Annotated in this window: 11 protein-coding genes; 3 read left to right on the top strand and 8 right to left on the bottom strand. The window is 63.3% G+C overall.

Annotated features, from left to right (window positions below; all coding sequences use genetic code 11):
• Nucleotides 1-154 precede the first annotated feature (154 nt).
• The 8 genes from hsp20-GI to AC5P99_RS19780 all read right to left on the bottom strand — a co-directional run bounded on the left by hsp20-GI (nucleotide 155) and on the right by AC5P99_RS19780 (nucleotide 9,194).
• On the bottom strand, nucleotides 155-613 hold the full coding sequence (gene hsp20-GI / locus AC5P99_RS19815; RefSeq protein ID WP_099527865.1) for a small heat shock protein sHSP20-GI: 459 nt from the start codon (nucleotides 611-613) through the stop codon (nucleotides 155-157).
• A 215-nt stretch (nucleotides 614-828) separates the two neighbouring features.
• Entirely contained in the window at nucleotides 829-2,523 is a 1,695-nt protein-coding gene (gene ftsH / locus AC5P99_RS19810) for an ATP-dependent zinc metalloprotease FtsH (protein WP_495213472.1), read from the bottom strand.
• A 187-nt stretch (nucleotides 2,524-2,710) separates the two neighbouring features.
• Nucleotides 2,711-4,141 carry a cardiolipin synthase gene (cls, locus tag AC5P99_RS19805; RefSeq protein ID WP_049441491.1) on the bottom strand — a complete coding sequence of 477 codons (1,431 nt, stop codon included), beginning with the start codon at nucleotides 4,139-4,141 and terminating at the stop codon, nucleotides 2,711-2,713.
• Between the two features lie 16 nt (nucleotides 4,142-4,157).
• Nucleotides 4,158-7,007 (bottom strand): heat shock survival AAA family ATPase ClpK, encoded by a 2,850-nt coding sequence (gene clpK / locus AC5P99_RS19800; protein WP_049420582.1) that lies wholly within the window; start codon nucleotides 7,005-7,007, stop codon nucleotides 4,158-4,160.
• Nucleotides 7,008-7,102: 95 nt separating this feature from the next.
• On the bottom strand, nucleotides 7,103-7,672 hold the full coding sequence (locus AC5P99_RS19795; protein WP_049420580.1) for an Hsp20/alpha crystallin family protein: 570 nt from the start codon (nucleotides 7,670-7,672) through the stop codon (nucleotides 7,103-7,105).
• Between the two features lie 35 nt (nucleotides 7,673-7,707).
• Nucleotides 7,708-7,989 carry a helix-turn-helix domain-containing protein gene (locus AC5P99_RS19790; protein WP_049420578.1) on the bottom strand — a complete coding sequence of 94 codons (282 nt, stop codon included), beginning with the start codon at nucleotides 7,987-7,989 and terminating at the stop codon, nucleotides 7,708-7,710.
• A 132-nt stretch (nucleotides 7,990-8,121) separates the two neighbouring features.
• Entirely contained in the window at nucleotides 8,122-8,580 is a 459-nt protein-coding gene (locus AC5P99_RS19785) for a hypothetical protein (RefSeq protein WP_229297630.1), read from the bottom strand.
• Nucleotides 8,577-9,194 (bottom strand): cation efflux transmembrane domain-containing protein, encoded by a 618-nt coding sequence (locus AC5P99_RS19780; RefSeq protein WP_099527538.1) that lies wholly within the window; start codon nucleotides 9,192-9,194, stop codon nucleotides 8,577-8,579. The genes AC5P99_RS19785 and AC5P99_RS19780 overlap by 4 nt, the downstream gene beginning before the upstream one ends.
• Nucleotides 9,195-9,299: 105 nt before the next feature.
• Between AC5P99_RS19780 and AC5P99_RS19775 the strand changes: the two genes are divergently transcribed.
• From AC5P99_RS19775 to AC5P99_RS19765, 3 genes are read left to right on the top strand one after another with little or no spacing between them, the layout of a single operon-like run.
• Nucleotides 9,300-9,713 (top strand): MerR family transcriptional regulator, encoded by a 414-nt coding sequence (locus tag AC5P99_RS19775; protein WP_014159604.1) that lies wholly within the window; start codon nucleotides 9,300-9,302, stop codon nucleotides 9,711-9,713.
• Nucleotides 9,710-10,981 carry a site-specific integrase gene (locus AC5P99_RS19770; protein ID WP_017355000.1) on the top strand — a complete coding sequence of 424 codons (1,272 nt, stop codon included), beginning with the start codon at nucleotides 9,710-9,712 and terminating at the stop codon, nucleotides 10,979-10,981. Before AC5P99_RS19775 ends, AC5P99_RS19770 begins: the two co-directional genes overlap by 4 nt.
• A gap of 23 nt (nucleotides 10,982-11,004) precedes the next feature.
• Nucleotides 11,005-13,998, top strand: a complete 2,994-nt coding sequence (locus tag AC5P99_RS19765) for a Tn3 family transposase (protein ID WP_099539826.1) — start codon at nucleotides 11,005-11,007, stop codon at nucleotides 13,996-13,998.
• Nucleotides 13,999-14,035 lie beyond the last annotated feature (37 nt).

Here is a 14,035-nt window from a genome sequence, read left to right as displayed (position 1 = left end):
GGTTGCGGCAGAGGGTGCTGCAGCACCTGGACTAGAACGTGCCGCCGATTGGGCCAGAGCCGGTCCGCTCAGTCCGACGACGACCGCCAGGGCAAGTGCGGAGAAGATGTATTGTGGCTGTTTGATATTCATGATCTTGGGTTCCTAGTTAAAGTTAGTTGACTGAGATATCAATCTGTTTCGGTTTGGCTTGCTCGGCCTTGACAAGCCGCACTTCCAGCGCGCCGTCTTTCATCGAAGCCGTCACCTTGGTCGGATCAACGTTGTCAGGCAAGACAAAGCTGCGCACAAAGCGGCCATACGCACGTTCGATGCGGTGGAACTTCTTGCCCTGCTCCTCTTTTTCCAGTTTGCGCTCGCCGCTGATGGTGAGCACACCGTTTTCCGCGCTGACGCGCACGGCATCCTTGGGGACCTCCGGCAGATCCAGCTTGAGGATGAATGCGTTCTCATCCTCGCTGATGTCCACCATTGGCGCCCAGTCCGCCGTGGTCATGGCTTCGTTGCTGGTACGGGCGCCCTGTCGCTGGGGTGTCCGTCCCAACATCGTCGCCAGGCGGTCTTGCAATTCATCCAGTTCCCGGAAGGGGTCCCACGGAGTCAATGCAGACATATCGGCTCTCCTTGAACAATGCCGGCGAATTGGATGACGCACCGAACAGAGCCGCCGGTTCACTCTGAATAGCGCCTACTACTTTTCGTTTCTAGTTTCTATTAAGGAAGGTCTGAACAACTCGCAGAGCCAACTGCGGGATGAGAATCTGGCTGCTTCCGCGCCTGATAAGTCATTGATTCCCCTTCCGCCAAACGTTGATTCCACCGAATCTCCTACTGTCGAGAGGCAGGGTCGGAGTTGTTCAGACCTTCCTTAAGAATAAGTCCTTGGGTCAATTGAAGGATGTCGTTCTCGTCGAGCGTTTCCCGCGCCAGCAGTCCGCGCGCGCACCGCTCCAGCACTTCTCGGTTGATTTCGAGAATTCGGTAGGCGCGCTCGAACACACCCATCACGATGTCACGGATGGCGTGGTCGATGCGTGTCTGAGTCGATTCGGCTACCCGGCAGCCGCCGTGGGCCAGTTCCGGTGTATCGAGAAAGCGTGGCCGCTGCGCCTCGAAGGCGATGTAGCCCAGTCCTTCGTCCATGCCAAAGCGGGTGATCATGTCGCGGGCAATGTCGGTGGCCCGTGCGAGATCGTCTGAAGCCCCTGTGGACAGCTCGCCAAACACGAGCTTCTCAGCCGCACGACCGCCCAGCAGCACGGCGATCTTGTGTTCCAGATCGGCGCGCGTCATCAGGAAGCGGTCTTCGGTGGGGCGTTGCAGCGTGTAGCCCAGCGCGCCGATGCCGCGCGGGATGATCGAGATCTTGTGCACGTGGTCGGTGCCGGGCAGCGCCAGCGCCACCAGCGCATGGCCCATCTCGTGATAGGCCACGGTTTCCCGCTCCTTGGGACTGAGCACGCGGTTCTTCTTCTCCAGGCCCGCCACGATGCGCTCGATGGCGGCGGTGAAATCCTGCAACTCCACGGCGGATGCTTTGCGCCGGGTCGCGGCCAGCGCGGCCTCGTTGACCAGGTTCGCGAGGTCTGCACCCGAAAAGCCCGTGGTCAGCGCCGCCACCTGTTCCAGATCTACACCGTGGGCCAGGGTGATCTTCTTGACATGGACCTTCAGGATATCCAGGCGACCTTTCTTGTCGGGACGGTCCACCAGCACCTGACGGTCGAAGCGACCGGCGCGAAGCAAGGCCTGATCGAGGATCTCCGGCCGGTTGGTGGCTGCAAGGATGATCAGCCCGACCGAGCTGTCGAAGCCATCCATTTCGGTGAGCAACTGGTTCAGCGTCTGCTCACGCGCGTCGTGTCCACCGATCGGTCCTCCGACACCGCGTGCGCGGCCCAAAGCATCCAGCTCATCGATGAAGATGATCGCCGGTGCCTGCGCACGCGCCTGTTCGAACAGATCGCGCACACGGGCCGCACCCACGCCGACGAACATCTCGACAAACTCTGATCCGGAGATGGAGAAGAAGGGCACCGCCGCCTCGCCGGCAACAGCCTTGGCCAGCAATGTCTTGCCGGTGCCCGGTGGGCCGACCAGCAACACGCCCTTGGGAATGCGCGCGCCGAGACGACCGTAGTCCTGCGGGTTCTCCAGGAAGTCGACGATTTCGGCCAGCTCGGCCTTGGCCTCATCGACGCCTGCGACATCGGCAAAGGTCACGCCAGTGTTCCTCTCCATGAACACCTTGGCGCGGCTCTTGCCGATGCTCAGGAACCCGCCCATGCCCTGCTTCTCGGCAAAGCGGCGGAACAGGAAGAACCAGACGCCGAAGAAGGCCACCCCCGGCAAGATCCAGGACAGGATGTCGCGCAGCCAAGTGCTTTCCACCACGCGGGCATAGGGCACGTCGTATTTCGACAGCCGCTCGGCGAGATCGGGCTCGACGCGCGTGGCCACGAGTGTGGCTTTGCCACGACTGTCCGGCGATTTCAGACGCCCGGTCACCGTGCGGTCCGACACCAGCACCTCGGCGCCGCCCCCCCCCGGCCAGCGCCTTTTCGAATTCGCTGTAGGGCACGGGCTCGACGGTCTGCGCCGCCTGCAAGTAGTTTTGCAGCGTCAAGAGCAACAGGCCGGCGACGATCCAGTAGCCGATGTTCCATTGATCTTTCTTTTCCAAGGGCCGTGTTCCGCGAAGGTCGTGTCGCTAAAGAACGGGGGTGAACAGACGGGCCGCGCCGTCACGCAAACGGATGGCCAGCGAGCGGGAGCGCAGTGCCACCACTGATACTTCGTCGGACTCATGAAGGGCGGCATCGAAGAGCGCCTCCAGCTGTGTGCACAGCGTGGCGTCGTAGACCTCGACATTGAACTCGAAGTTGAGGCGCAGGCTGCGCGCGTCCCAGTTGGCCGAACCCAGGCAACACCATCGGCCATCGACCAGCATCAGCTTGGTGTGATCGAAGGGGCCCTGCCGCTCGAAGATGCGTACACCGTGCTCCATCACCTGCCAGTAGTGGGCGCGCGCAGCCCACTGCACCGTAGGATGGTCGCAGCTCGCGGGTGTCAGCACCTCGACACGCACGCCGCGCATCGCGGCCGTGCTCAGCGCCGCGATCATCGGCTGATCGGGGACGAAGTAAGGTGTCCAGATGCGCACCGAATGCTTCGCGGCGCTCAAAGCGCCCATGAAGGTCCAGCGCATCCGGTCCAGGGCGTCATCGGGACCGGCCTCGATGCCGCGCGCCCAAGAGTTTCCTTGTTCATCAGCCGTTGCGGGCGATTCGCCCCAGAAACCCTCGCTGAGCCGCTCGCCCGTGGTATCGCACCAATCATCGGTGAAGCACCCCATCAGATGCGCAACCACTGGCCCGCGCAGACGAAAGTGCAAATCGTGACAGGCCTGGCCCGGCGCATCGGGCCGCCAATACGTGCTGCAGATGTTCATGCCACCGGTGAAACCTGTCTCGCCATCGATCACCAGCAGCTTGCGGTGATTGCGCAGATGCGCGGCATGCAGGCGCGCGGGAATCAACGTCGGGTTGAACGTCGCCGCCGGAACGCCGGCGCGTTGCAAGGCGCGGTAGGCGCTGCGGTGCGTCCAGCGGGCAGAGACGTCGTCGATCAGCACCCGCACTTGCACGCCGCGCTCATGAGCCCGGCGCAGCGCATCGACGAACTGCGCCCCGATGCCTTGGCTGTCGAAGATGTACGAGGCCAGGGCGACGCTGTACCGCGCCGATTCGATGGCGGCGAGCATGGCCGGGTAGGCCTGCTCGCCATCGACAAGCGGCTCGGTGCGGTTGCCGCCGGTCAGCGACTGGCCGGTGGCGCGTCCCACCAGGTGCGCCAGACCGGCAAGCGGCGCCGAAACAGCCTCGGGCATCGTGGGCGAGAGGCCTTGCCGAACAGCATGATCTGCTCCCGGAAAAAGCCGCCGCGCCCGCCGCTGGTAACGGTTGATGCCGAACAGCCCATACAGCAGCGAACCGCCCAGCGGCAACAAGGCGATCAGCAGTACCCACAGCGTGGCCGATCGCGGGTCACGCTTGTAGATGATCGCGTGCCCCGCTGTGGGGATAGCGACCGCCAGCGACACGAGGGTGGCTGCCAATGTCAGCCCGTTGGGGTCGGACACGACAGCCTCCCATCGCTCAAGATTCGCCGCCCGCTGACTTCTTCTTGCGCTTAGGCTTGCTCTCGCCGTTCGGCGGTGCCTCGGCCACGTTCGCGGCATCGGGCTTATCAGGCTCGGCCGGCTGCGCGGGTGGCTCCTTGCGCTCGAAGACGACGCGTTCGGCCTTGTCGTCCCAGCGGGCGCTGGCGTGATCGCCCTTGCCGATACCGCCACCCAGCATCTCGCGCGCCAATGCGGTCTCCAGTTCGCTGCGGATCAGCCGCTTGAGCTCGCGCGCTCCGAACTCGGGTTTGTAGCCTTCCTCTGCGAAGTGGTCGATCAAGGTCTGATCGAAGCTGAGCGTCACGCCCTGGCTGGCGGCGTTGCGGGCCACGCGATCGAGCTGCAGGCCGACGATATGGCGGATCTCCTCCTTGCCCAGCGCATGGAAGACGATGATCTCGTCGATACGGTTGAGAAACTCGGGCCGGAAGTGGCCGCGCAACACGTCCATCACCTCGGCCTTGGTCTTTTCGTACTCCTCGCCGGCCGCACCACGCGCCTTGAGACGACGCTGGATGATGTCCGAGCCCAGATTCGAGGTGGCGATGATGATGGTGTTGGTGAAATCCACCACCCGGCCCTTGCCGTCGGTGAGCCGGCCGTCGTCGAACACCTGCAGCAGGATGTTGTAGACGTCGGGGTGCGCCTTTTCGATCTCGTCGAGCAGCAGCACGCTGTAGGGCTTGCGGCGCACCTTCTCGGTGAGCTGGCCGCCCTCGTCGTAGCCCACATAACCCGGAGGCGCGCCCACCAGGCGTGCCACGCTATGGCGTTCACCGTACTCGGACATGTCGATGCGCAGCAGCGCACCCTCATCGCCATAGACGGACTCGGCCAGTGCCTTGGCGAGTTCGGTCTTGCCCACACCCGTCGGCCCGAGGAACAGGAAGGTGGCCACTGGCTTGCTGCCTTCGCGCAGGCCCGCGCGCGACAGCCGCACGGCATCGGCCACGGCACGTACTGCTTCGTCCTGTCCCACCAGGCGCTCATGCAGCCGCTGTTCCAGATGCAGCAGCTTCTCGCGTTCTTCCACCGTCAGCTCGTTGACCGGGATGCCGGTCAGCCGCGAGACGATCTGCGCCACGTGCTCTGCCTTGACCTCGGCGCTGCCCGAGGCGCGCTCGCGCTCCCAATCCTCGACGAGCTTCTTTAGTTCGGCCTCTTTGGCCTCGATGCGCTGGCCGAGCTCGGAAGCCTTCTCGTACTGCTTGCGCGAGGCCACGTAATCCTGTTCGCGCCGCAACTGATGCAGTTCGGCCTCCAGCTCTTGCACGGCCACCGGGCGGGCCGTGGCCGACAGCTTCACGCGTGCGGCCGCCTGGTCGAGCAGGTCGATGGCCTTGTCGGGCAAAAAGCGCGCGGTGATGTAGCGATCGGACAACTCGGCGGCGGCAATGATCGCGTCCTCGGTGATGCTGACCTTGTGGTGGGCCTCGAAGGTGTCGCGCAGGCCGCGCAAAATCATCATGGTCTGCGCTACCGTCGGCTCGGGCACCATCACCGGCTGGAAGCGACGCTCCAGCGCGGCATCCTTTTCGATGTACTTCTGATACTCGTTGAGCGTGGTGGCGCCGATCAGGTTCAGCTCGCCGCGCGCCATCATCGGCTTGAAGACGTTGGCCACGTCCAGCCCGCCTTCGCCGCCACCTTGGCCGGCACCGACGATGGTGTGCACCTCGTCGATGAAGAGAATCAGCTCCCCCTGGTGCTCGGTCACTTCCTTGAGCACCTTCTGCACGCGCTCCTCGAACTCGCCGCGGTACTTGGCGCCGGCCACCATGGCATTGATGTTGAGTTCGACCAGGCGCTTGTCACGCAGCGTTTCGGGCACTTCGCCTGCGACCATGCGCTGCGCCAGCCCTTCGACGATGGCGGTCTTGCCGACGCCGGGTTCGCCGATCAGCACCGGGTTGTTCTTCTTGCGCCGGGCCAGCACTTCGATGGTCGTCTCGATCTCCTGCGCGCGACCGATGACCGGATCGAGCTTGCCCTCGCGCGCCATCTTGGTGAGGTCGCGCGAATACTTGTCGAGTTCCGGCGTATTGGTCGGCGTCTCGGCACGGCCGTCCTCGGCCCCCTTGCCGACCACCTTGCTCACCTGCTGGCGCAGCGCCTGCGGCGTGAGCCCGTAGCGGCGCAGCAGGTTGGCTGCCAAGCCTTCGCCTTCTTCGGCCAGGCCGATCAGAAAGTGCTCTGGCCCCACATAGGAATGACTCAACTCGTTGGAGGCCACGAAGGCTCGGCTGAGCGCATCCTTGACACGTGGCGACACGCCGATCTCGCCTTCGAACGGCTTGTCGCCACGCTTGGCTTCGGATTCGATCTGCCGTTTGAGGTCATCGACCTTGATCTTGAACTGCCCTAAGATGGTATTGACCACGTCGCTGTCGGTCAGCGCCAGCAGCAGGTGTTCGGTATCGACTTCGGGCCGGCCGAACTCGGCAGCATGTTTGGCGGCTTCCTGCAACAGGGCCTCAGACTGTTCGCTGATACGGCTGGCCAGCCCACTGCCGCGGCGGCGCGCCGTGCCCGCCGTTGCGGGAGCGGATTCGCCGAAAGACGCATCGACCACTTCGTCGGCATCAGCCGCCACGGACGGTGCATCGTCACCGATGCGGAAGAAGTCGCTGCCGAGGAAGTCTTCGAACAAACCGCTGCGCGAGCCAAACAGAGCCTCCAGCGGCGAGACGGTGCGCTTTTGCTGGCGCGCCAGTTGGCGATAGTGATCGTCACACAACAGCATGGTGCTGTGGCGACCATTGAGATTGGCTTCCACCCGCACCGTGGCGGGTTGGCCGCAGACTTGGCATTGTTTTCTGGCCATGCTGATGCTCCTGAGAGGGTTAACTGGGCGAGGCACCGCAGATCAAGGCGCCTCGCCCTTCACTTGGTTTCTTGCAAAGGACTAGCCGGTGGGCGTCAGCCATTGATCGGGATCGAGCGCCCCTGCGTGGGCGTACTGGCCTCGCGCTTGTCCATCGTTATCGTGAGCACGCCGTTCTTGAAAGCGGCCTTGATCGTGTCCTGGTTGGCATCGGCCGGCAGGTTCAGAGCGCGCTGAAAGCTGCCGTAGGAGCGCTCCACCCGGTGGAAACCACCGTCTTTGGTTTCCTGCTCCTGACGCTTTTCACCGCGCACCAGCAACACATCGTTATCGAGCGTGATTCGAATGTCCTTTTCCTCGACGCCGGGTACTTCCAGGGCGATCGTGTACTGCTTGTCCGTTTCCTGGATGTCCAGCGCCGGCTTCAGCATGCCCGGCCACTCCGACGGCCAGCGTGGCATGGCCAGCGTCGGGAAACCGAATCCTCGAAACGCGTCGTCAAACAGGCGGTCGATCTCGCGATGCAATTGCAGAATGGGACTGACGGGCCCACCCGCCACCGACAGGTCATTGCGCTGCACCGGCAGCGAGGCAGTGCTCTGTTGTTCTTCCTGCTCCTTCTTGAACCAGTTCCAGGGAGCCAGTTTCTTTAAATCAATGTCCATGTCACACCTCAAGAAGAAAAATTGAAGACTCTCGCTCACTCCGTTTGCCTGCGGCGACGGACAGCGCGCCCAGACGACACGGAGTGTTCCGCTGACTTTGGCTGCTCATCTGTGCGTATCACCTCCTTCTTTCTGCCTGCTTGGATCTGATCATTGATCCATCGATCGATTTCACTTTGACGAAACCGCCACGTCCCGCCGACCTTGAAGGCCGGAATTTCCCCGTGCGCGGCGAGCCGGTAAAGCGTCCGCTTGCCGACTTTCAAGTAGGCAGCCAACTCGTCGAGTGTGAAGATCGCCTGCTGGCGCGCTGTCATACCACCCCCACAAGTTCCGTCGTCACGCGGCCTCGCCTGAGGAAGTTCTTGCAAGACTTTGCAAGATAGTGCGCCTAGAATGCCGAAAGTCAAGAGTCAACATCCAGCGATCTGCTGGCCGATTGATGTGACTCAAATCTTCAAGGACGGTATGCCAGGGCGGGCCGGTCCGGCGCAGGGGACGGTGGGTTGATCGGGACCTTGCGGGCGCCGCCCACGGCCGCAGATCAAACACCGATCCTCACGTTGTAACCGAGCGCCCGCAGCCCCTTGCTCGTGCGGATAGAGGCGCGTGTTGGCGTGCATCACCGGCAGATACCGGCCGATGTCCGCAACGGACAGCAGGATCTCAGGGGGCTGTGCGGCTTGGCTGCAGCACAGCGCCAGCTGGTGAAGCCGGTGCAAGGCGGCGCCGATGCCACGCTCAGGTGCTGGTGCGACCACTGCCGGCCCATGGGCGGCAATGGTCGGATGGATGTGAACGTGCAGTTCGCTCGCCAGACCCAAGACCGGCTGGACTAGCAAACCTACCGCCAGCTGCGCCAGCAGCAGCCAGCGGAGGCCCGTCCGCAGCCGGCCAATGGCGATCATGCAGGGGTCTTGCTCGCGTCGGCACGTGCCCGGCGGGCATCACCCAGGATCTCGAAGGCTTCCTTGATCACATACAGACCGATCAGGGCGCCGATCACGAAATCCGGGTACGGGCTAGCCAACCACCACACCAACAGGCCGGCCAGGATCACCCCAACATTGGCCACCACATCGGCGCGGGTGAACAACCAGGTCGCCCGCAGATGCACTTCGCCGGACTTCAGCGGCGCCAGCATGCGCAGCACCGTCACGTTGACCACCAGCGACAGCAGGGCGGTGCCAATCATCCAGCCGCTGACCGGCTCGGCACCGAACATTACGCGGCGGCCGACCTCGGCCAACACGCCCACACCCAGCACAAGCAGCACGCTGCCGCTGACCCACGCGGCATTGGCCTTGAAGCGCGCCGTGCGCCCGATAGCGACCAGGCCAATGGCATAGGCGGTGGCATCGGACAGCATGTCCAGAGCGTCGGCCAGTAGGCCAGTGGAATGGGCAATCCAGCCGGCGATGCCGCCGATCACGGCCATCGCCGCGTTCAATGCTAAGGCGATCCAAAGGACGCGCCGCTCCTGCGCATTCTTGGCCTCGTGGTGGCAGCCACAATCACTCATCGGAACATCTCCATTCGCAAGGAAGCCGGGCCCGGGCGGGACGCTGGCATGACACAGCCGGTGAGGGTAAAGTCCGTAGCTACTACGGAGTCAAGCGTACTACGAATGAAAATCAGTGAGGCTGCCGACGCCAGTGGATGCCACCTGGAGACGATCCGCTATTACGAGCGGATCGGCCTGTTGCCGCGCCCGGGGCGCTCGGGCAATGGCTACCGGGTCTATGGCCCGGCCGACATCGAGCGGCTGCGCTTCATTGCGCGCGGCCGGGACCTAGGCTTCAGCCTGGAGGAGGTCCGCAGCCTGCTGCAGCTGGCCGGCGATGAGGAGCTTTCGTGCGGGGACGTGGACCGGCTGGCACGCAGCCATCTGACCGACGTGCGGGCGCGCATGGCCGACCTGGAGCGCATGGCCACCGAGTTGGAACGGGTGATTGCCAGTTGCCACGGTGGGCAGCGGGCTGAATGCACCATCCTGTCGACCCTGCGGCAGCCGGTCGCTGTGGAGGCCACGCGCCAGTGACCGAACTGGACCGCTACCTCGATGCAGCCACGCGCCAGAACACGGTGCGCAGCTATGCGTCGGCGCTGCGGCACTTCGAGGTTGAATGGCAAGGCCACCTCCCAGCGACACCGGACAGCGTGGCGCGGTACCTGGCCGCGTATGCGCAGACCCTAGCCGCCAGCACGCTTCGCCACCGGCTGGCCGCCATTGCCTCTTGGCACCGCGACCACGGCTTTGTCGACCCGACCCGGTCGCCGCTGGTGCGCAAGGTGCTCAAAGGCATCCAGACCCTGCACCCGGGCCAGGTCAAGCAAGCCGCGCCGCTGCAGATTCGGCGGCTGGTCGAGCTCGATGACTGGTTGGCTGCCGCGATCGCGGCGGCGCATGCCCGGGGCGACGGAGCGGCGGCGCTGCGCCATCAACGCGACCGAGCGTTGGTGCTGCTCGGATTCTGGCGGGGCTTCCGTGGCGATGAACTGCTGCGTCTGGACGTGGCCCATCTCACGCTGGTGCCGGGACAGGGGATGACCTGTTTCCTGCCGCGCAGCAAGGGCGACCGCCAGGCCGCCGGCGTCACCTACAAGGTGCCGGCGTTGTCGCGGTTGTGCCCGGTGGAGGCGACCCAGGTGTGGCTGCAGGCGGCCGACCTGCACGAAGGGCCGGTGTTTCGGGCGGTTAACCAATGGGGCCAGGTGAGCGCCGAGGGCCTGCATCCCAACAGCTTGGTGCGCCTGCTACGCGAGTTGCTGACCAGTGCCGGCTTTGCCGATGCGGGGCTCCACAGCAGCCATTCGTTGCGCCGCGGCTTTGCCAGCTGGGCCAACGACCAAGGCTGGGACATGAAGGCGCTGATGGAGTACGTGGGCTGGCGCGATGTGCAGTCGGCCATGCGCTATCTGGACGGGCGTGACCCCTTTGCCCGTGACCGCATTGAAGCAAGCCTGCCCAGTCCAACCGCGCCGGTACCGGCGATGGCACTGCCGGCGCCCGAGGGCAAACCGGCCTTGCAGCTGCGCCTGCGCATGGTGCTGACCCCGTTTGCCCGCACGGGCCGCGGCGCGGCCAAGGCCCGAGGCCGGATCGAAGAGATCTGCTTGGCCCCGTTCCAGGCTGTGCGCCTGAACACTGCCAGCAGCGAGTACCAGTTGACTGTTCCCACCGATCCCGACCGGGATCTGGATGAAATCCTGGCCACGTTGCTCGATGACATGCACCGCATGGCCGATACGCACCAGTGTTTCCTGGAAGCGTCTCTCAATACAGACGACGGCCGGCACTGGGATTGATCCCCTCATAACCTCCGGATCCAATGGCTACCCTTCACGAGACCGCCTACCCGCGACTGAAGCCTGATCCCACCGCCAAGGAACTGGAGGAGATCTATACCCCCACCGCCGCTGAGATTGCATTCGCCAAGCAGCTGACCACCCAGCCGGGACCGCAGCTGGCGGTACTGATTCATCTCAAGCTCTTCCAGCGCCTGGGTTACTTCACGGTGTTAGCCGAAGTGCCCGAGCGGATCCGGAAGCACATCGCCAAGGCCGCCCGACTCGGGCGCGTATTGGACACCGACCAGCTCGAACGTTACGACGCTTCCGGTAGCCAGCGCCGCCATATGCCGCAGCTTCGGCAGTTCATCGGGGTACATCCCCTGGACAAATCAGGCTTGGCCTGGCTGGACACGGTGGCCACCGGAGCAGCCCAGACCAAGCACACCATCCCGGACATCGTGAACGTCCTGCTCGAAGAGCTGGTGCACCACCGCTACGAACTGCCAGGCTTCCGCACCCTGGAGCTGGCCGCCATCGGCGCACGTGAGCGGGTCAATCTGGGCTACTACCGCAGCATCAGTCACGCGCTGACGCCTGCCACGCGCACGCTCATTGACGAATTGCTGCGCGCACCGGAAGGCTCCAGATTTACTGGCTGGCAATCGCTCAAGCGCGAGCCTGGCCGACCGACCAACAAGGAGGTCCGGTTCTATCTGCAGCACATCCGCATGCTGCAGCAGTTGGCCGAGCAGCTGCCTCCCATCGATGTGCCGGTGCCCAAGCTCAAGCAATTCCGTGCAATGGCTCGCGCCTATGACGCCAGCGAGTTAGCCGAACTGGCTCCGGACAAGCGCTATGCGTTGGCCACCATCTTCATTCGCGCCCAGCATGCCAAGACGCTGGATGACGCAGCCGAGCTGTTCATCAAGCAGGTGCGCGGGCTGGAGAACACGGCCCAGCAAAAGCTGCTGGCCTACCAGCTCGAACATGCCAAGCGGGCCGACTTCCTGATCGGCCAGCTCAAGGAAATCCTGCAGGCCTATCAGCTCGACGGCAGCGATAGTCAGCGCGTGGATGCCATCGATAACAGTCTGGAAGCGGAAGTGTCGACCTTGTTGGCCGAATGCGAAGAACATATGGCATACGCAGGAAAGAACTATCTGCCTTTCATGCTGCAACCCTACGGCGCGGTCAGGCCGCTGCTGTTCAATGGGCTGGAGCTGATGAACTTGCGGGCAACCAGCCACGATGCCGGCATGGAGCCGTTGATTGCAGCGGTGCTGTCGCTGCGCAACCAACGCCGTGAGCTGATCGAGGTCGCATCCCTCGGCCTGGACCCGGAAAAGGACTTCGATTGGATGTCCAAGCTCTGGCGTCAGCACGTGTTTGGCAAGCGGGCCAGCGCGGCAGGCGCCGGCTGGATGCACCGTAAGTACTTCGAGCTGGCCGTGCTGGTGCAGGTCAAGGACGAACTGAAGTCGGGAGATCTCTTCATCCCGAGCAGCGAACGATTTGACGACTACCGCGAGCAGCTGGTCGATGAAGCCACCTTGGCCCAGGAACTGGAAGCCTATGGCCAGGTGTCAGGCTTGCCCACCGACGCTGCGACTTTCGTGGCCGGGTTGCGCGCACAACTGACCGACTTGGCCGACGAAGTTGACGAGCGTTTCCCCGAGAATGTTCATGCGGACATTCTGGAAGGACGCCTGGTACTGCGGAAGGGGCAACGCGCCGAGGTCTCAAGCGCCATTGCCACCGTGGACCGCCTCATCGCCGAACGGCTCCCGGAGTCCAGCATCGTCGATGTCCTGATCGACGCCAGCCAATGGCTGGATCTGCACCGATTCTTCCGTCCGATCGCCGGCACCGAGAGCCAGGTTGAAGATCTCCCTCGACGGGTGATCACCACGCTGTTTTGCTATGGCTGCAACTTGGGTCCGACGCAGACGGCGCGGTCGATCAAGGGCTTCAGCCGTCGCCAGGTCGCTTGGCTCAACCTCAAATACGTGACCGAAGATGTCCTTGAGAAGGCCATCGTGGAGGTCATCAATACCTACAACAAATTTGACCTGCCGGGCTATTGGGGCAGCGGCAAGAGCGCGTCAGCAGATGGCACCAAGTGGAGCGTGTACGAGGACAACCTGCTGTCGGAGTACCACATCCGCTACGGCGGCTACGGCGGCATCGGCTACTACCATGTGTCCGACAAATACGTGGCGCTGTTCAGCCACTTCATTCCCTGTGGCGTGCACGAGGGCATCTACATCCTCGATGGCCTGCTGGCCAACACGTCCGACATCCAGCCCGAGATCGTCCATGGCGACACGCAGGCCCAAAGCTATCCGGTCTTCGGTTTGGCCCACATGCTGGGCATCCAGCTGATGCCCAGGATACGAAACATCAAGGATCTCACATTCTTCCGGCCTGAACCTGGCAGGACCTATAAGAACATCCAGGCACTGTTCGGAGACAGCATCGACTGGCAACTGATCGCCACCCATCTCCACGACATGCTGCGGGTAGTGATCTCGATCCGATTGGGGAAGATCACCGCGTCCTCGATCCTGCGCCGGCTGGGCACCTACAGCCGGAAGAACAAGCTGTACTTCGCCTTCCGGGAACTTGGCAAGGCCGTCCGAACGCTGTTCTTGCTGCGCTACATCGATGACAACGAGATTCGGAAAACGATCCATGCTGCGACCAACAAGAGCGAGGAGTACAACGGCTTCGTAAAATGGGTGTTCTTTGGCAGCCAGGGGATCATTGCTGAGAACGTCCAACACGAGCAGCGCAAGATCATCAAGTACAGCCAGCTGGTCGCTAACATGATCATCCTCCACAACGTAGAAGGCATGAGCCGGACCTTGGCTGAGATGCGGAAGGAGGGAGTTGAACTGACGCCCGAGATCCTGGCCGGACTGTCGCCGTTTCGGACCAGCCACATCAACCGCTTCGGCGACTACCATCTCGACCTTGATAGGGAAGTGGCGCCGCTGAGCTATACAGCGAAAGTCCTTGAACAGGCCCCATAGACGGGGAGATACGCTATCGGGACAAGGCAATTATCAT

The sequence above is a fragment of the Stenotrophomonas sp. YJH_SMC_80 genome (assembly GCF_059372495.1).
Note: the sequence above shows the minus strand (reverse complement) of the source record. Positions and strands in the feature narration are given on the sequence as shown.

What these genes read in the sequence shown, in the direction of transcription:
- hsp20-GI (WP_099527865.1), bottom strand. Translation starts at nt 613, where the DNA reads ATGTCTGCATTGACTCCGTGGGACCCCTTCCGGGAACTGGATGAATTG.
- clpK (WP_049420582.1), bottom strand. Translation starts at nt 7,007, where the DNA reads ATGGCCAGAAAACAATGCCAAGTCTGCGGCCAACCCGCCACGGTGCGG.
- AC5P99_RS19795 (WP_049420580.1), bottom strand. Translation starts at nt 7,672, where the DNA reads ATGGACATTGATTTAAAGAAACTGGCTCCCTGGAACTGGTTCAAGAAG.
- AC5P99_RS19790 (WP_049420578.1), bottom strand. Translation starts at nt 7,989, where the DNA reads ATGACAGCGCGCCAGCAGGCGATCTTCACACTCGACGAGTTGGCTGCC.
- AC5P99_RS19785 (WP_229297630.1), bottom strand. Translation starts at nt 8,580, where the DNA reads ATGATCGCCATTGGCCGGCTGCGGACGGGCCTCCGCTGGCTGCTGCTG.
- AC5P99_RS19780 (WP_099527538.1), bottom strand. Translation starts at nt 9,194, where the DNA reads ATGAGTGATTGTGGCTGCCACCACGAGGCCAAGAATGCGCAGGAGCGG.
- AC5P99_RS19775 (WP_014159604.1), top strand. Translation starts at nt 9,300, where the DNA reads ATGAAAATCAGTGAGGCTGCCGACGCCAGTGGATGCCACCTGGAGACG.
- AC5P99_RS19765 (WP_099539826.1), top strand. Translation starts at nt 11,005, where the DNA reads ATGGCTACCCTTCACGAGACCGCCTACCCGCGACTGAAGCCTGATCCC.